General features: G+C 64.4%; 14 protein-coding genes and 1 pseudogene. 2 read left to right on the plus strand and 13 right to left on the minus strand.

Features of this window, described 5'->3' with window-relative positions; all coding sequences use genetic code 11:
• Nucleotide 1 precedes the first annotated feature (1 nt).
• The 7 genes and pseudogenes from F6X37_RS28160 to F6X37_RS28190 form a co-directional block, all read right to left on the minus strand.
• Nucleotides 2-2,263 carry an ATP-dependent DNA helicase gene (locus F6X37_RS28160; RefSeq protein ID WP_187613565.1) on the minus strand — a complete coding sequence of 754 codons (2,262 nt, stop codon included), beginning with the start codon at nucleotides 2,261-2,263 and terminating at the stop codon, nucleotides 2-4.
• Complete coding sequence (locus tag F6X37_RS28165; protein WP_187613566.1) at nucleotides 2,260-4,029, minus strand: VRR-NUC domain-containing protein; 1,770 nt, start codon at nucleotides 4,027-4,029, stop codon at nucleotides 2,260-2,262. The genes F6X37_RS28160 and F6X37_RS28165 overlap by 4 nt, the downstream gene beginning before the upstream one ends.
• A gap of 69 nt (nucleotides 4,030-4,098) precedes the next feature.
• On the minus strand, nucleotides 4,099-4,683 hold the full coding sequence (locus F6X37_RS28170) for a lactate utilization protein C (RefSeq protein ID WP_090809767.1): 585 nt from the start codon (nucleotides 4,681-4,683) through the stop codon (nucleotides 4,099-4,101).
• Entirely contained in the window at nucleotides 4,670-6,073 is a 1,404-nt protein-coding gene (locus tag F6X37_RS28175; RefSeq protein WP_187613567.1) for a lactate utilization protein B, read from the minus strand. Before F6X37_RS28175 ends, F6X37_RS28170 begins: the two co-directional genes overlap by 14 nt.
• Entirely contained in the window at nucleotides 6,070-6,813 is a 744-nt protein-coding gene (locus F6X37_RS28180; RefSeq protein WP_187613568.1) for a (Fe-S)-binding protein, read from the minus strand. Before F6X37_RS28180 ends, F6X37_RS28175 begins: the two co-directional genes overlap by 4 nt.
• A gap of 41 nt (nucleotides 6,814-6,854) precedes the next feature.
• A pseudogene (locus F6X37_RS28185) lies at nucleotides 6,855-7,346 on the minus strand (FadR/GntR family transcriptional regulator); the annotation flags it as partial.
• Between the two features lie 93 nt (nucleotides 7,347-7,439).
• Entirely contained in the window at nucleotides 7,440-9,254 is a 1,815-nt protein-coding gene (locus F6X37_RS28190; protein ID WP_090809761.1) for a S10 family peptidase, read from the minus strand.
• Nucleotides 9,255-9,469: 215 nt separating this feature from the next.
• On the opposite strand from F6X37_RS28190, the gene F6X37_RS28195 reads away from it, so the two are divergent.
• Complete coding sequence (locus tag F6X37_RS28195) at nucleotides 9,470-10,459, plus strand: ferritin-like domain-containing protein (RefSeq protein WP_187613569.1); 990 nt, start codon at nucleotides 9,470-9,472, stop codon at nucleotides 10,457-10,459.
• Between the two features lie 68 nt (nucleotides 10,460-10,527).
• Here F6X37_RS28195 and F6X37_RS28200 read toward each other — a convergent pair whose 3' ends face one another.
• Both F6X37_RS28200 and F6X37_RS28205 read right to left on the minus strand, forming a co-directional pair.
• Nucleotides 10,528-11,721, minus strand: a complete 1,194-nt coding sequence (locus tag F6X37_RS28200) for a pyridoxal phosphate-dependent aminotransferase (protein WP_187613570.1) — start codon at nucleotides 11,719-11,721, stop codon at nucleotides 10,528-10,530.
• 215 nt (nucleotides 11,722-11,936) lie between these two features.
• The gene (locus F6X37_RS28205) at nucleotides 11,937-13,424 is read right to left on the minus strand and encodes an RNA polymerase factor sigma-54 (protein ID WP_187613571.1); all 1,488 of its coding nucleotides are present in this window, start codon (nucleotides 13,422-13,424) and stop codon (nucleotides 11,937-11,939) included.
• 509 nt (nucleotides 13,425-13,933) lie between these two features.
• Here F6X37_RS28205 and F6X37_RS28210 point away from each other — a divergent pair.
• The gene (locus tag F6X37_RS28210) at nucleotides 13,934-14,272 is read left to right on the plus strand and encodes a BON domain-containing protein (RefSeq protein ID WP_184059957.1); all 339 of its coding nucleotides are present in this window, start codon (nucleotides 13,934-13,936) and stop codon (nucleotides 14,270-14,272) included.
• 94 nt (nucleotides 14,273-14,366) lie between these two features.
• Here F6X37_RS28210 and F6X37_RS28215 read toward each other — a convergent pair whose 3' ends face one another.
• The 4 genes from F6X37_RS28215 to F6X37_RS28230 all read right to left on the minus strand — a co-directional run bounded on the left by F6X37_RS28215 (nucleotide 14,367) and on the right by F6X37_RS28230 (nucleotide 16,710).
• Nucleotides 14,367-14,819, minus strand: a complete 453-nt coding sequence (locus tag F6X37_RS28215) for a PA2169 family four-helix-bundle protein (RefSeq protein WP_187613572.1) — start codon at nucleotides 14,817-14,819, stop codon at nucleotides 14,367-14,369.
• Nucleotides 14,820-15,117: 298 nt separating this feature from the next.
• Entirely contained in the window at nucleotides 15,118-15,699 is a 582-nt protein-coding gene (locus F6X37_RS28220; RefSeq protein WP_184039756.1) for a hypothetical protein, read from the minus strand.
• 97 nt (nucleotides 15,700-15,796) lie between these two features.
• Complete coding sequence (locus F6X37_RS28225; protein ID WP_090809747.1) at nucleotides 15,797-16,141, minus strand: DUF1488 domain-containing protein; 345 nt, start codon at nucleotides 16,139-16,141, stop codon at nucleotides 15,797-15,799.
• Complete coding sequence (locus F6X37_RS28230) at nucleotides 16,138-16,710, minus strand: DUF4142 domain-containing protein (protein WP_187613573.1); 573 nt, start codon at nucleotides 16,708-16,710, stop codon at nucleotides 16,138-16,140. The genes F6X37_RS28225 and F6X37_RS28230 overlap by 4 nt, the downstream gene beginning before the upstream one ends.
• Between the last annotated feature and the right edge of the window lie 54 nt (nucleotides 16,711-16,764).

Genomic DNA, 16,764 nt, shown 5'->3' on the forward strand with positions numbered 1-16,764 from the left:
GCTAGCGAACCTGCCACCAGCGCGGCAACAGGCGCCGCACTTCCGGCCTGCGAAAGCGGTCGTCGATCAGATGCACGACGCCGCGGTCCTCTTCGGTGCGGATCACGCGCCCTGCCGCCTGCACGACTTTCTGCAAACCCGGATACAGGTACATGTAGTCGTAGCCATTGCCGAAGCGCGCATCGAGCGCGCGGCGCATCTGCTCGTTGACGTCGTTGATCTGCGGCAGACCGAGCGTCGCGACGAACGCGCCGATCAGTTGCTGCCCGGTCAGATCGATACCCTCCGAAAACGCGCCGCCGAGCACCGCGAAGCCGATGCCCTGATTCATCGTCCTGAAGCGCGCGAGAAACGCATCGCGCGCGGCTTCGTCCATGCCGGGTTCCTGCGCCCACACCGGCAAGCCGGGGTGCCGCTCGCGCAGCAGCGCGACCACGCGTTGCAGATAGTCGAAACTGCTCAGGAACCCGAGATAATTGCCGGGCTGCATGTCGTACTGCTTCGCGATCAGCTCCACGATCGGCGCGAGCGAGCGTTCGCGGTCACGCCAGCGCGTCGACACATGAGCGGCCACGTGCACCTGCAACTGCTCCGCGCGAAACGGTCCCTCGACGTCGAGCCATTGCGTGTCCTCGGCTAGCCCAAGTGTGTCGCGATAGAAATGCTGCGGATTCAGCGTGCCGGAGAACATCACCGTGGTACGCGCGGCCGCATAGCGTGGCGCGAGGAACGGCGCGGGGATCACGTTGCGCACGCAGAGCGTCGCACTGGTTTTGTCGCGCGGCGCGTAGCGCTCGGCGCTCAATGTCACGTCGAACATCGAGTGCTCGCCGAACTGCTCGGCGAGCGCGACGAAGTGCATCGCGTCGAAGAAAACGCGCAGCGCATGTTCGTCGATCGACAACGGCGCGTCGGCGAGCTGATCCGTTACCGCGCCGATCAGATTCTGCGCGGCGCACAGCAATTTGCCTGGCACCTCCGCGTACACCTGATAGCTGGACGTCTGCGTGCGCTTCACCACATTCCACTCGCGCTGCAAGCGTTCGAGCGGCTTCTTCAGCGCCGCCGGCGCGCTCTTGCGCGCGAGCCGGAACGCGCTTTGATCTAGCGACGCGGTATACATGCGCCGCGCGCGTTCGAGCAGGTTGTGCGCTTCGTCGACCAGCACGCCGACGCGCCACTGGTTGATCTGCGTGAGCGCATGCAGCATCGCGCTCCCGTCGTAGTAGTAGTTGTAATCGCCGACGATCACGTCGGCCCAGCGCGCGAGCTCCTGCGACAGATAGTACGGACAGGTATTGTGCGTGAGCGCAGCCTCGCGCACCGCCGCGCGATCGAGCCGTGGCGTCGCCAACGCGGCGGCGCGCGCCGCATCGAGACGGTCGTAAAAGCCGCGCGCGAGCGGACAGGACTCGCCGTTGCAGGCTTTGTCCGGATGCTCGCAGGCTTTGTCGCGCGCGACGAGTTCGAGCGTTCTGAGCGGCAACGGCGCGCTCTGGTGCAGCGAGTCGATCGCATCGAACGCGAGCGCGCGGCCCGGCGTCTTCGCGGTCAAAAAGAACACGCGATCGAGCCGGTCTTCGCCGCAGGCTTTCAGCAACGGAAAAATCGTCGCCAGCGTCTTACCGATACCGGTCGGCGCCTGCGCCATCAACGGCTTGCCGTCGCGTGCCGCGCGATACACAGCCACCGCGAGCTCACGCTGCCCGCGCCGAAACCGCCCATACGGAAACTGCAACGCGACGAGCGCCGCGTTGCGCGCGACGCGATGCGCGTCTTCCTGCACGGCCCAATCGAGAAATCGTTCACACTGGTCGACGAAGAAGATTTCGAGTTCGCGCGCGCTGTGCTGCTGCGTCAGCACGGTTTCCTTCTGACTGCCGATATCGAAGTACACGAGTGCGATCGTCAGCTCGCCGAGCCCGCGCGCCCGGCACAGCAGATGCCCATACACGAGTGCCTGCGCCCAATGCAGCACGCGATGATTCGCGGGCATACGCGCGAGATCGCCGCGATACGTCTTCACTTCTTCGAGCCGGTTCGCGATTCCGTCGTAGCCGTCCGCGCGGCCACGCACGGTCAGACTGCGATGCGTGCCCGTCAGCGTGAGTTCGGTTTCGTAGCCGCTCGCGCGACGGCCGGCGACCATCTGATGACCCGCGATGCCTTCGAGCGAAGTCGGCGCGGGCGTGAAGCGCAGATCGAGATCGCCGCGCCGAGCGGTGAATTCGCACATCGCGCGGACGGCCACCACGTAGCTCATACGACGCGCTCCGCTGCGGCTTGCGTCGCGGCGTCCGCTTCGCTCTGCGCCTCTTGCCCGGCCCAGCGCACGTCGACGACGCGCACCGGCATGCCGTGCTGCGCGCAGTACGCGAGCCAGCGGATCTGGTTGTCCTGCAGACGATCGCCGGGGCCTTTCACCTCGATCAGTTCATAGCGACGCTCGGCCGGCCAGAACCGGATCAGGTCGGGCAAGCCCGAACGATTGCCGCGAATGTCGCGCAGCAAGCGCTCGAAGCACAGCTTCAGATGCGCGGCGGGCAGACAGTCGAGCGCGAGCGCGATGAGCTCGGGCGTCAGCAGTCCCCAGAACACGAACGGCGACTGCATGCCGGCCTTGTCGTGCAGGTGCCGCAGAATCGTGTCGCGATAGACGCCGCTATCGAGCTGCGCGAAGCACGCGGCGAACTCCGTGGCGCGACGCGCGTGAAAGTCCGGCGCGTGCAGATCGGCCGGTCCGCGTTGGAACGGATGAAAAAACGCGCCGGGCAACGCCGTGAACACCGGCTCCCAGCACAGCAGGCCGAACAGCGAATTGATCAGCGCGTTCTCGACGTAGTGCACCGGCGCGGCGTCGCTGCTCAAATGATCGCGCACCAGGTACTCGACGGCCACCGGCGTATCAGGCTTCGGCAGCACCAGCGTGCCGCGCTCCACAGGCCTCGCCGCTGCTGCGCGCGGCACCGGCTCGCCGCACTTGCGCCGCAAGCGCGGCAACATCCGGGCGACGCGCTGCGCCTCTTCTTCGCTCTCAGGCGCGACATCGGCCTGCGAGGCCAGCGCCAGCGCTTCGCCGTAACGCTCGCTGCGCTCGAGCACGCGCATGCGTCGAAGACGCGCGCCGGGCCAAGTGCACGCGTCGTACACCGCGAGCGCGGTGTCCCACTGCCCGCGCCGCTCGCAATCCTGGCCGATCCGGAACAGTAGTTTCGCGCGACGCATTTCGAGCCACGGATTCGCGGTGCCGATCGAGCGGACGGTCGCGATCAGTTCGTGAAGGTTGGGGGTGTCGGTGCCGACCGGTAGCCATTCGAGCGCTTCGCGGCACGCGTGCAGCGCGAGATAAACGTCGACGTCCGCGCGTTGCTGGAACGCGCGCGACAAACGGCCGAACGCGACCTTCTCGTACTGGAACACGCCAAGATCGGCGAGCACGAACTCCGACCAGTCCTGATGCAGATTGCCGAAGAACATCAGGCGCAAGCGATCGCACAACGGCGCGATCGCGACGTGCAGCACGCGGTCCGTAGAAGCGTCGTGCCAGGCGGCGAGCGGACGTGATGTGCACGCTTGCGCGTCGCCGCTTGCGGTTTCGTAAGACTCGCGCAGCGTTTCGAACAGATCCGGTTTGCGCAAAGCCTTTGCGCCGGGAATCCGCGCGATCGCGTCCGCGAAGATGTCCAGCAATTGCGCACGCGTGCTGAGCGCAAACAGGTCGTCGAGAAACAGGGCCGGCTCGGTGTCGATCCAGCGATGCACCGTCATCGGCATCGCCGCCTGCAACGGACAGCCGATTTCGTCGTAAGCCAGGCGGCTCGCGCGGAACAGCATGCCTTTGCGCATCAGCATGCGCACCAGCAGCGCACGCGATGCCTGCGGCAACGTCGCGAAAGTTTCCAGAAAAGCGTGCTCTTCGTCGTCGAGCAGATCGTCGTAACGCGCGGCGAGCCACGCAAGCGCGCGCTCGAAATTCAGCAGGTAGTAAGGGGCTTCAGAGCGGATCTCTGAGCGAGCATCGGTTGCCACGGACTTTGTGCGGGACCTGTATGTTTATACAGTGATGATAGCAAAGTCCGGCGCTGCAACCGCCGCGCATCAGCCCGCGAGCCACACGACCGTCAGCGAGCGCACGCCCTGCGCGCCGCGAATCAGTACGCCCTCGATATCGGCGGTGGCCGAAGGGCCGGTAACGAGCGCCGCGTAGCGCGCCCTGCGGAAATCGTCGCGACGATAGACGTCTTGCAGTCCATCGAGCAATTGCGCCGGATCGAGCAGCACGACCAGATGCTGGACGATGTAGCCCAATGCATTGACCACATATTCGCGCTCGCTAAACCACACCGAGCCGGTTTCGGCGACGCCAAAGCGCGCACGGACCAACCCGACGTCGACGTCCTGCAGCGATGCGGGGTCCGTATCCGCGCCGATCACGCGCGTGCCCGGCACTTCGGCGCTCGCCGATGCGATCGATGCCGCCGCGCCAAAACGCTCGCGAATCAGATCGCTGACGTCGCTCGCGCTGGCCGCTTCGACGCACGTGCCGCCCATCGTTTGCAACGCCGCCGTGAAGCGCGCCCGCAGATCGCCGCCAACCGCCTCGAACAGCGGCACGTCGGGACGCGGCCGCGCGGCCGGTTGCGCGGCACGCACCTTGGCGAGAAAAGCCTCACGCGTTGTCATCGCCGCCTCCGCGATTCTTTTTGTACCAGGCATGAAAAGTCATCTTCGGCGCCTCCGGCAATTCGCGCTGCCGGCCCCAGATATTCAGAGGGTTGTACAGCACGAAATTCGGCAGCCGCCGCAACGCGCTGCCCATCGACGACACCGTCGCGCGATACAAGGTCGGACTCGATAGCAGACGCCCCGCCATCTTCAGGACTTCCTGCTTCACGAACGGCACTTCGTGCCGCTCGGCGATCACCGCGCGCCACTTATAGATCTGCTCGTGAATGTTGATCTTCACCGGACACACATTCGTGCAACTGCCATTGAGTGTCGATGCGAACGGCAACGCGCTATAGCGTTTCAGATCGAACGTCGGATTGATGATCGCGCCGATCGGCCCCGAATAGGTGCCGCCATACGACAGGCCGCCGCTGCGCCGATAGACCGGACACGTATTCATGCACGCGCCGCAGCGTATGCATTTGAGCGAGTACCAGAAGTCCTCCATCGCGAGCCGTTCGGAGCGGCCATGATCGACGAGGATGAAATGCATCTCGGTGCCCGGCCGCGGCGCACGAAAATGCGACGTGTACTGCGTGATCGGCGAACCCAATGCGCTGCGCGACAGCATGCGCACGAACACGCCGAGATCCGACACCTTCGGTATCAGCTTCTCGATTCCGATCGATGCGATATGCAGCGGCGGCACGTTCGCCGAAAGATCGGCATTGCCTTCGTTCGTGCAGACGACGACCGTGCCCGTTTCCGCCACCGCGAAATTGCAGCCGGTCATGCCAGCCGTTTTCTCGCGCACGAAATACGGCCGCGTATTCATGCGCTGGCTTTCGGCCAGATAGTGGATATCGCTATTGGTCGGATCGGTGCCGATGGTCCGGCCGAACAGCTCGGCCACGTCCGCGCGCAGCTTGTGCACGGCCGGCACGACCATATGACTCGGGTCCTGATGATCGAGCTGCTGGATGCGCTCGCCGAGGTCCGTTTCCATCACGGTAACGCCGCGCGGTTCGAGATACTCGCGCATCCGGCATTCGTCGGTCAGCATCGACTTGCTCTTCACGAGCGTCGTCATGCCGCGCTCGGACATCAGCTTGTGGACGATCGCGTTGTGCTCTTCCGCGCTCGCTGCCCAATGCACGACCACGCCATTGGCCTCGGCCGCCGCCGCGAACTGCTCCAGGTAGTCGGCCAGATGCGACAGCGTGTGTTCCTTGATGCCCGACGCCAGCGAGCGCAACGTTTCCCATTCGGCAATGCCGTGCGCCTGCGCGTCGCGTTTCTCGCGCAGGTCCCACAGACGCTTGTCGTGAAACGCGACATGCTCGGTCTTGCTGATGAAAGAACCCGCGGCTTTGGCGTGATCGATGCGGTGATGGTCGCCGTTCATGCGCGTGCTCCATTGAGAACCTGCGCGATATGAATGAAGCGCGCGTCGGCTTTCATGCGTTCCGCGCAACCCTGCTGGTGCATCAGGCACGACATGTCGCCCGAAACGATGTACTCGGCGCCCGCATTCAGATGGTCGCGCACCTTGTCCTGCCCCATGCGCACCGACACCGCCTCTTCGGTGACCGAGAACGTGCCGCCAAAACCGCAACATTCGTCGGGCCTCGCCGGCTTGACGAACTCGATGCCCTTCACGCCTTCGAGCAACGCGCGCGGCTTCGAAAACGGCGTGCCGGCGATTTCCGACGCCGACGCCTGCTTCAGATGACGCAGCGCGCTGCAACTGGTGTGTAGACCGACGCGGTGCGGAAACTCGGCCCACGGAAATTCGCGCGCGCCGATCACGTCGTGCAGAAACTCCACCAGTTCGTAAGCGCCTGCGCGTACTTTCTTCACTTCGTCGGTCTGCTCGAGCGCGGTCAGATGTTCGCGCACGTGATGAATGCAACTCGCGGACGGCCCGACGATGTAGTCGTAACCCGCGAAGTTGCGCGCGAATAGTCGCTCCGTGGCGGCGGCGTCCGCATGCGCGCCGCTATTGGCCATCGGCTGGCCGCAGCAGGTCTGCTGCTGCGGATAGTCGACCTCGATGCCGAAACGTTCGAGCAGTTCGAGCGTCGCGATACCGACCTCCGGATAGAACGCGTCGATAAAGCACGGGATAAACAGCGCGACTTTCATAGGCTCTTCAGGAAAAGCGGCGGGAACGATGTCTGTTGACCGGTGTGGTCGGCGATCGCGAGATGAAACGCCGCATCGAGTTCGGCGAGATTCGCGCGATCGCGCGAGAGCGACGCGGCCTTCAACGCCTCGAACGCCGCGCGGATTTTCTTCAAATCGGTGGCGGTTGCGCGCTGCGCGGCATAGACCGTCGAAATCGCTTCGAGCCCCTGGCGCAACTCCAGAATGTCGGCACTGGTGCGCGGATTCTGCAGCAACAGTTCGGCAAGCGGCTTCGAGATGATGGGCGCGGTCACGTCGACCACCGTGAAACCGCCGCGCCCCGACGTTTCGATGTAACCGTCCGCCTCCAGCCGGATCAGCGCCTCGCGCAGCGATGGTCGCGACACGCCGATCTGCGCCGCGAGATCGCGCTCGGCCGGCAGACGGTCGCCGGGCATCAGCGTGCCCTCCGAGATCAGTTGCTTGATCTGGTCGGACACCACGTCGGAAATGCGCTTGCGCGCGAAGGACGGAATCGGGGTGAATGGCATAAGCGGCGAACGATGAAGCCGGTTGACAGAGCGCGCGGCTACTCCACGGTGCGGGAATTATACCGTTCGACACCATGCGACGATTCGCCGATCTCAACGCGGCTGCCCCGTATAAAAGCTCACGAGGTCACGCTTCATCGCGTGCAGCGCGGCATCGTCGAGATACACCATATGGCCGGTCGGATAGTAGGCGATGCGCACGTTCTCGCGCAGCGACCGATCGAGGCCGAGATGTGCGAGCGCATATTCGGTCGCATAGAACGGCGTGGCGAGATCGAAGTAGCCGTTCAGCGATAACACCCGCAACTGCGGATTCTGCCGCATCGCTTCGGCCAGATCGCCGCCCGCGTAGGGCAGCTCCAGCCGTTCGCCCCACCATTCGCGATGTTTCCAGTCCCATTGCTTCAACGCGTCGTCGCTGAACACCAGGTAACGGTCGGTTGGCGTGTAGTGCAGGTCGTCCGACAGATGCTGATGAAGCGCCGCATTGAACGCATTCGACACGCTGCTCACCGACGCATCGAAGTCCGGATGCTCCGACGCATCGTCGTAGTTCAGGCCTTCGAAACGCGCATCGTAGCGGCCCACGCTGCGCGACTCGTTGCGCAGCAACTCGTTTCGAAAACGCGACGGATAAAGACGCAGACGGTTACGCTTCACGAACCCCACGTCCAATCCGGTGAAGTACGCGATGCGCGCGGCGATCGCGTCGCGCTGATCGTCGGGCAGCGCATCGCCCTGTTCGAGCGCCTGCGCATAGGGTCCGCGGGCGAACGCGCGTGCTTCGTCGAGAAAGGCCGGCAGGCTCGCGGGCTTCGGCGTGACCTTGTCGTGATACCACGCGATCGCCGCGAAACTCGGCAGATAACTCTCGCTCCTGAAATCGTTGCCGGGCGCGAACGCCGCGGAATTGAGCACCGACGACAGCAGGATCACGCCGTTCAGCGCGATATTGTTCTGCCCCAACTGATAAGCGAGCATCGCGGCGCGCGCGGTCCCATACGATTCGCCGAGCAGGTACTTCGGCGAATTCCAGCGCTGATTCACCGTCAGATAACGGTCGATGAATTGCGCAAACGCACGGACGTCCTGATCGACGCCCCAGAAGTCCTTGCCCGTGCCATGCCCGACCGGTCTCGACAGGCCCGCGCCGACCGCGTCGATGAACACGAGGTCGCTGGTGTCGAGGAGGCTGTCGGGGTTGTCGTCGAGCGTGTACGGCGCGGGCGGCGTGCTCGCGGGGCTCGCGGTGCGCACGCGTTTCGGGCCGACCGAGCCCATCATCAGGAATACGCTGCCGGCGCCTGGGCCGCCGTTGAACAGAAAGGTGATCGGACGCGTCGCAGGCGTCCTGGTCGGCACCGTGTACGCGACATAGAACACGCTCGCGTTCGGCGCGCCGGTCTTATCGTGCAGCAACAGATTGCCCGCGCTCGCCGTGTAGTCGAGCTTGCGGCCGTTCAGGCGCAGCGAATGCGTGGTGACGCTGGTGGTTTCGGGCGGCACGGGAATCGCGGGCGTCGAAGTCCTGTCGTTGCGAGGCGTTGCCGTCGCGTCGGCCGAGTCCGGTGCATTCGATGCAGCCTGCGTGTCGCCACGCGCAGCCGTCCGCTTGCGCGGCTCGCCGTTCGGGCGCGCCGTCATCGCGTGCGGCTCGCTCGATTCGCCGACCGGCGACGCGTTCGCCTCCGGCCCCTGGGGTGGTGCGATCGGCGCGAATGCGGCGGCGTCCGTGCTTCCCCCCGTCGCCGTGCTTTCCGAGGTGCTCGACGCATCGGCCTGGGCGGCTGCCATGCACCGTTCGCCGAACGGCACCACACCAGCGACAGAAAGCGTCACCGTCAGCGCGGCGGCCGGTAATCCGGCTGTCAGCAAGCGGCGCAATGAAGAAGAGAAGCGATGGATCATGAAGTTTTCCGCGACGAGTCGAAACGCGCTGGAATCGGGCTAGCCGGGTTCGGGAGCACACCCGGCGCTCGATTCTTGACGCAAGTTTGCGCGGCGTCAACCGTCGGCGTCACAGCACGCCGAACATTACAAAACGCTTTTTGCTCGACGTGGCGCAGACCTGCGCAGTCATGGCAGAATCGACAGCGCCTTCGTCGCCTTGTCGAGAATACCCAATGGACCAACTGGTACTGGATGCATTCGACGCTGCCGCGCTGATCCCCGGCTTTCGCGCGCCGCAACTGCCGCACGAGCAGCCCGACGCCTCGACCCTCGACGCCGCCGACCACGCGATGCGGCACTGGACTAGCACCGTCAACGGACCGCTGGCGCCCGGCTCCGACGTGCACCGGCAGGAAATGTGCCGCATGTTTCGCGAGACCTTCAATCCGTATCGCCCGTCCGTGCTCGCGTGGCCGCAGCTCGAAGCCGCGACGCTCAAGCGCATCGTCGATCTGCCGATCTGGGACATCGCCGTGCAAACCGAAGGCAGGGCGCGCCTGCGCATGGCCGCCTACGCGGCCTCGCTCGACACCCCGGAGCTGCGCGACGCACTTGCGCTGAACGCGTGGGAAGAGAACCGCCATAAGGAAGTGCTGTCGCGCATGGTGCATGCGTATGGCATCGCGCTCGCGACCGAGCCGTCGTACGTCTATCCGAAAGACACGGAACGGGCTTACCTCGTGACCGGCTATAGCGAATGTATCGACAGCTTCTTCGCGTTCGGTCTGTTCGAGGTGGCGCGGCGCTCGGGCCTGTTCCCGCCGGCACTGACCGAGACATTCGAGCCGGTGATGCAGGAAGAGTGTCGCCATATTCTGCTGTTCGCGAACTGGGTCGCGTGGCATCGCGCGCAGCTTTCATGGTGGCAGCGCATCCGCTTCGAGCTCAAGGTGGCGGGCGTGTGGGCGTTTCTGGTGTGGGAGCGCATTGGGCTCGCACGTGCGATGGATGCTGACGGCAACGTCCATGAGCACGATAACAACTTCACGGTAAACGGCGCGCAGTCGGTAACGGATGTCGATATCAGCGTGCCCGAATTGATGCAACTGTGTCTTCAGGAAAACGAACGTCGATTCGCTGGGTATGACCCACGGCTGTTGCGGCCCGAAACGATGCCTCGGCTGGTGCGCTTCGGCTTGAAATTCGTGCGCAGGAAAAAGTAAGCCGCGTCGAACGCACTGCCCAGCCACCTTCGGCTGGCCGTGGTGCCCACCGACCGGATCGTCGCAATCTACAACCCACCGCCCTCTCGGCCCCGCCCCCCTTCCACGAACCGCGCGATCCTCTCGCACGCCTCGATCAATCGATCCTCGCCCACCACCAGCCCCAACCTCACGAAGCCGTTCGCCGTCTCCCCGAACGCACTCGCGTCGAGCACGGCCACGCCTTGTGCGCGAAACAGCTGCCATGTGAACTCGGTCGTATCGAGCCCGGTCCCGCTGACGTCGACCATCATGAACATGCCCGCTTCGGGCAACAGGCACCGCAAGCCCGGCACACGATGCAAGCGCTCGAACACGACGTCGCGCCGCCGCCGGTAGATCTCGCGAATATCGGCGACGATCTCCGCCCTGTTCTCCAAAGCCGTCAACGCGGCCTGCTGGATGAAACCCGGCAGGCCGTACAGCATCGCGAGCGCGAGCCGCGCCATGTGCTCGATCAGCGTCGCGGGCCCGATTGCCCAGCCGACGCGCCACCCCGCCATCGCATGCGACTTCGACAGACTGCCGAGCGTGACCGTGCGCTCCGCCATGCCGGACAGCGACGCAATGCTCACGTGATCGCGTTCGAACGTGAGTTCCGCATAGACCTCGTCGGACAGCACCCACAGGTCGTGCTCGCACGCGAGCCGCGCGATGCGTTCGAGATCGGCGCGCTGCATCACCACGCCGGTCGGGTTGCACGGCGTCGCGAAGAATATCGCCTTCGTGCGCGGCGTGATCGCCGCTTCGAGCGCGTCGCAGTCGACGTGAAACGCGCGCGCCGGATCGACCGGCACCGCGACGAGCGTCGCACCCGCCGCGCGCACGCAAGCCTCGTAGGTCAGGTACATCGGCTCGGGAACGATCACTTCGTCGCCCGCTTCGAGCAGGCACAGCGACACCGCGAACACGCCGTTTTGCGCGCCGGCGGTCAGCACCACGTTGGCGGCGCTCACGTCGCAGCCCGTCGTGCGCGCGTGCTCGGCGGCGATCGCGGCGCGCAGCGGCTCGCGACCGGCCATCGCCGTATAGTGCGTATCGCCGGCCCGCAACGCATCGATGGCGCGCTCGACGATCGGCACGGGCGTCGAGAACTCGGGATCGCCAACGCTCAGCACGATCACGTCTTCGCCCCTGGCAGCCGCCTGCTGCGCGACCCGATGAATTTCCCACGCCGACGTGCGCCGCCCTTGCAGTCGCTCGACCAGATTCGAATACTTCATTGCGCTCACCCGTTGTTGTGCGGCCCGTTCCGCCGATCTCTTTCCAATTGACCCGCCAATGTAAAGGCATGCCGGCGAAACGTCCAGATACGAAAAAGGGTCATGCGAGCGGACGATCTCGCATGACCCTGTGCGCAATGTACTGCTGTTTGCATGACTGCTTTGCTTCAAACCCCCGCCAGGTTTATTTCAACCCCCGTTAAAACTTCGGCGCGTCAAAGCTGCCGGCGCAGTTCAGCCGGCGGCACCTTCATCAGATGCCGGTATTTCGCCACCGTGCGTCGCGCGACCAGCACGCCCTGATCCGCGAGCATCTTCGCGAGCGTCACGTCCGACAGTGGATCACGCGTATTTTCCGCGGCGATCATCTCCTTGAGCAGCGCGCGCACCGCGGCGGCCGAGCAGGTTCCGCCGCTTTCGGTGCCGAGCTCGCGCGGGAAGAAATGCTTGAACTCGAAGATGCCGCGCGGCGTCGCCATATATTTGTTGCCCGTCGCGCGCGAGATCGTGGATTCGTGCAGGCCCAGCTCGTCAGCCACGTCACGCAGCACCATCGGCTTCAGCGCGATCTCGCCGTACAGGAAGAATGCCTTCTGATGCGCGACGATGCATTCGGCAACCCGCTGGATCGTATCGAAGCGCTGTTGCGCGTTGCGGATCAGCCAGCGCGCCTCCTGCAGTTGCTGCGCGAGCGGCGAACGGCTCGCGCCGGCCGACTGCGCGAACAGCTGCGCATACATGCGATGGATTCGCGCCCGCGGCTGCACCGCCGGATTGATCGACACGACCCACTTGTTGCGCACCTGACGCACGATCACGTCGGGCACGACATAGTTATCCTCGGTGCGGCCGTAGCAATTGCCGGGCTTCGGATCGAGCTTGCGCACCAACGCGCAAGCCACACGCAATTCCTCCGCGCTGCAGCCGATCTGTTTTTGCAACTCGGCCTGCTCGCGGCGCGCGAGCCTTTCCAGATGATGCTCGGCAATCTGCCGCGCGACGTCGCGTCCCGGCGTATTGGCGGGTAGCGCATTGATCTGCAGCGCGAGGCATTCCGATAGCGAACGCGCGCCGAGCCCCGGACGATCGAGCGCCTGCACGAGGCGCAACGCCACCAGCAGTTCTTCCTCGGTCAGCGTGGGTTCCAGATCGACGCTATCGGCCAGGTCGGCCAGCGATTGCCGCAGATAGCCGTCGTCGTCGAGCGCCTCGATGATGAAACGGGCCACCGCGCGATCGCGGTCGTCTAGCCGGTACAGGCGCAACGCGTCGTGCAACTGTTCGCGCAGCGTGGGTTGCGAGCGAGCCCAATCGGCCGGGTCGCTGCCGTCCGCGTCGCCGTTCTGGCGCATCGAGTTGCGCGAACCGTAGTCGCCGGAAAAATCGGCGGGCATGTCGTCCTGGCCCGCGCTTTCGAGCGTATCGCTACCGGCGCTTTCCGCCGGCAGTCCGTCCGGCTCGGCGGCGGCAAGCGTATCGACGGCGGGCGGCGCGTTGGCGTCTTCACCTTCGCCTGGCGTCGTGCCGGCGAGCGCGACGTCTTCCGCTTCGGATGAGTCGTATTCGAGGAACGGATTGGTATCGAGCGCCGTGCGCAATTCCTGCTGGAACTCGAGCGCCGACAATTGCAAGAGCCGCACCGACTGCTGAAGACGAGGCGTCAGTGCGAGAGACTGCCTTGTACGAAGTTCGATTGAAGGCATTGGAATGATCCCGTTCGTTAATAGCCTCAGACTCAACGAGCCGAGTTCACTGACCAATGCAACGTCCGTACCAGATCGCGCAAGACGCTGTTTTGATTGCGCTTTGTTTATTCAGGCGGATGAATTGCCCTGACCGGGCGCGCCGGTTTTTACAAACGGCAGGCAATTTCCGGTCCCTTTCTTCACGTCTCCGGCGGCCTCGCGCATGGTCGCACTGCAACCGTATTCGTCAGTCGAAACTCCCCGGTGCATGCGGCTTTCGCGAGCGGCATGGATTGGCTCGCAGCCGGCAGGCACGATGGTTGCGAAGCAACGGTGTGTGGACGGACGCCGCCCTTCGCAAACGCCTCGATCGAGCGCGGATGCGAGTACAGCGTCCGGTGTCGAGAAACGGGCCCCTGACGGTACCGTAGCGGCGACGACCCCACGTGTGTCATCAGCGGCTTCGGCCGCGATCGGCCACCGGCCAACAAGACCGCCATTTTCATTACCACCTGATGGAGAGAACCATGAAGACGATCCAGCTTCTGAAGACCGCAGGCAGCATCGCCGTCGTCGCGTTCGCGCTGAACGCGAACGCCCAGACCAGCGCTTCGGCCCCGCCAGCGTCGTCGGAAAGCATCGGCCAGCATATCGACGATGGCACCATCACGACCAAGGTCAAGGCTGATCTGCTTGCCGCGAAGAACGTCAAATCGACGCATATCCACGTGAAGACCCGCAAGGGCGTCGTGTGGCTCACGGGTTCGGTGCCTTCGGCGGACGACAAGTCCGCCGCCGAAGATGTCGTGCAAAGCGTGAAGGGCGTGACCAGCGTGAAGAACCATCTGAAGGTCGCGGCTGACTGATATCCGCGCGATTGGTTCGCACCGATTCGACTGAACAGAACGTAATAGAGCCGGCTGGCAGAGCCGGCTCTTCCTTATTGCACTGACGCGTCGGTCAATGCTTCATTGCCGCATACTGGTCGCGCAGATCGCGCACGCGGTCATGCGTTTGCAGCACGCCCTGGTACTGCCGCTCGACGATTGCCCGCACGTCCGCCGGCAAATCCTTCTCCAGCGCGTCGTGATAGCGTTTCTTCGCGACGTCCTCGCCTTTTTCGCACTCGGCAAGAATCGCATGGTCGCTGCGATTCGCTACCGCCGATTTCACGTCGACCCAGCCGCGATGCAGCGCACCGCTCATGCTGCCGCCGGTTTCGGGCTTGCCGCCCAGGGTCTGAACGGCATCCTGCAACTCACGCGCGCCGCGCGAGCAGTCCTCGGCACTCGAACGGAACAGCATCTTCAGCTGGTCGTCGTGCGCATCCTCGGCTGCCTTCATAAAGCCCTTTTCGCCATCCTTCGACGTTTCGACCAGATCATTCAATACGGAAACAACGTTGGTAGCCATTCAATACCTCCAAGGGTTTCGTTCATCGCGGAATCCGCCGCGCGGGGCTTTTTATGCGCCTCGCGATGAATCGGTTCGACGCGCGGCGGGCTGCATTTGATAGCACGCATCACGCGTGCCCGGCACCTCGCGCGAGCCGATGCATAGCGAAAGGCAGCTCGAACGAGCGCAGCCGCCGCGCCGATGCGCGGCAACCGCGGGTGTCGCGCGACGTCGAAACAGCGCGGTAAACGGAAAACGGAAAACGGCCCGATGATCGTCATCGGGCCGTTTTTGTTGGTATGCCGCGTCGCTCATATCACGCGCGCTTCTCCGCGAATTCCTTGATCGGCTCAGGAGTCTTCAGCGGATCGAAATCGGCCCAGCGTCCCTGCTGCCAGCGGCCGGTCGCCTTCTCGATCGACACGCCGCCCGCTTCACGCAGCACGCGCGCGGCGTCCAGCTGATTGTCGGGCGACACGTGCACGGCGACGAGCACGCCCGAATCGCGCGACTCCTCGTGATACGGCACGCGATGGTCCGATTTGCCGCGCTCCGTGGTGCGCGACATCGCGCCGACCAGCGAGCCGACATACGCGCCGACGCCGGCCGCGATCAGCGACACCAGCAGCGGCGCGGAAAACACCGCGAAGATCGCCACGCCAATCACCGCGCCAATCACCGCGCCGATCGTCACGCCCATGCCCGCGCCTTTAGGCGCTTCTCGCGCGCCGGGGTCGGTATCGGTGTCGCCGCCGATCGGGAAACGCGCATGCTGGCCGCGCGGATTGACGAAAAACAGCGTGACGTCCTCTTCCACGAAACCCGCATCGAACAGTTTTTGCGCCGCGCTTTCCGCAGCGGGAAAAGTCGTGAAGCGTGCCGCGACGATGAGTGACATACGGCCTCCTTATCGTTAATTGCCGTTCGTGGACCATCCTGGCGCCGGTGGCGCGAGTCGGAAGCAGCGCGCCCAGTCAATGCGACACGCAGCGGCGCTACGCCGCGGCGCCGCGATCCGGTTCCATGCCTTCCACTCTGAACAGTCCGCTATGCAACACTACGCCTTCTCCGTTGTTCTGGTCGAGCGCTTCCGCGCAGACCGAGCGGATGCGCTGACGGCCTCTGTCGAAAGCGGCCATCAACGCCGCTTCAAGCGCGGACTCCGCGCCGAAATGATCTTCCAGAGCCTCGGCAGTGATCGCGCAAACCACTGGCTCGCCATCGACGCGCGCAAGAAAGCGCACGGTCAGATTGGCGCCGTCGAAGGCCGCTTCGTCATCGGGGAAAGTGATCTGCATCAGAGAGTCCTCATAAGCAGGCCGTGGCAGGATCGCGTTCATGACGAGCCCTTCAATTTGCCGGCCAGTTGCTCCGCCATCTCGAGGTGATGCTTGATGGTTGGCAGCGCTTGCGCGGCCGCGGCCTTCAGTTGCGAGTCAGTGCCGCTCTCGCTTTGCTGCTGGAACAGGTCGACCGCGCGCTGATGCGCTTCCACGCCGACCTGCTCGACATAGGCCTGATCGAACTCGGTGCCCTTCAACGTCTGCAGTTTGCCGACCAGCGCGGAATCCGCGGACGGCGTCGGCTTGAAGCCCTTCTTCGCGACCAGCCCGGCCATTGCGTGCGACAGCTTCGTGTGGTCGGCGATCATCTGTTGAGCGAACTTCCTGACATTCGGATCGTTGGAGTTCTTCAGCGCGACCTTGCCAGCGGCGATTTCAGTGGCGTCCGACTTCGACGCTTCGAGCACGAACTGCTGATCCGCGGGTGACAGCGTCGTGCTGCCGGTCGGCGCTGCGCTCGCGGGCGCATCGCTCGCCTGCGCGCTGGCCGTGTCGATCGATCCCGCGCTCACGCCCAACACGGCCAGCGCGGCAGTCAACACTTGTAGGGAATACCGGAATTTCATGCATTTTCTCCCTGTCGAATCACCGATGCGCAGGCTCCGAAGCCAACGCGCGCG

The organism is Paraburkholderia sp. 31.1 (genome assembly GCF_014397645.1).
GTDB lineage: Bacteria > Pseudomonadota > Gammaproteobacteria > Burkholderiales > Burkholderiaceae > Paraburkholderia > Paraburkholderia tuberum.

Coding starts and splice junctions, on each gene's coding strand:
- F6X37_RS28160 (WP_187613565.1), bottom strand. CDS start 2,263: ATGAGCTACGTGGTGGCCGTCCGCGCGATGTGCGAATTCACCGCTCGG.
- F6X37_RS28170 (WP_090809767.1), bottom strand. CDS start 4,683: ATGACAACGCGTGAGGCTTTTCTCGCCAAGGTGCGTGCCGCGCAACCG.
- F6X37_RS28175 (WP_187613567.1), bottom strand. CDS start 6,073: ATGAACGGCGACCATCACCGCATCGATCACGCCAAAGCCGCGGGTTCT.
- F6X37_RS28180 (WP_187613568.1), bottom strand. CDS start 6,813: ATGAAAGTCGCGCTGTTTATCCCGTGCTTTATCGACGCGTTCTATCCG.
- F6X37_RS28190 (WP_090809761.1), bottom strand. CDS start 9,254: ATGATCCATCGCTTCTCTTCTTCATTGCGCCGCTTGCTGACAGCCGGA.
- F6X37_RS28195 (WP_187613569.1), top strand. CDS start 9,470: ATGGACCAACTGGTACTGGATGCATTCGACGCTGCCGCGCTGATCCCC.
- F6X37_RS28200 (WP_187613570.1), bottom strand. CDS start 11,721: ATGAAGTATTCGAATCTGGTCGAGCGACTGCAAGGGCGGCGCACGTCG.
- F6X37_RS28205 (WP_187613571.1), bottom strand. CDS start 13,424: ATGCCTTCAATCGAACTTCGTACAAGGCAGTCTCTCGCACTGACGCCT.
- F6X37_RS28210 (WP_184059957.1), top strand. CDS start 13,934: ATGAAGACGATCCAGCTTCTGAAGACCGCAGGCAGCATCGCCGTCGTC.
- F6X37_RS28215 (WP_187613572.1), bottom strand. CDS start 14,819: ATGGCTACCAACGTTGTTTCCGTATTGAATGATCTGGTCGAAACGTCG.
- F6X37_RS28220 (WP_184039756.1), bottom strand. CDS start 15,699: ATGTCACTCATCGTCGCGGCACGCTTCACGACTTTTCCCGCTGCGGAA.
- F6X37_RS28225 (WP_090809747.1), bottom strand. CDS start 16,141: ATGAACGCGATCCTGCCACGGCCTGCTTATGAGGACTCTCTGATGCAG.
- F6X37_RS28230 (WP_187613573.1), bottom strand. CDS start 16,710: ATGAAATTCCGGTATTCCCTACAAGTGTTGACTGCCGCGCTGGCCGTG.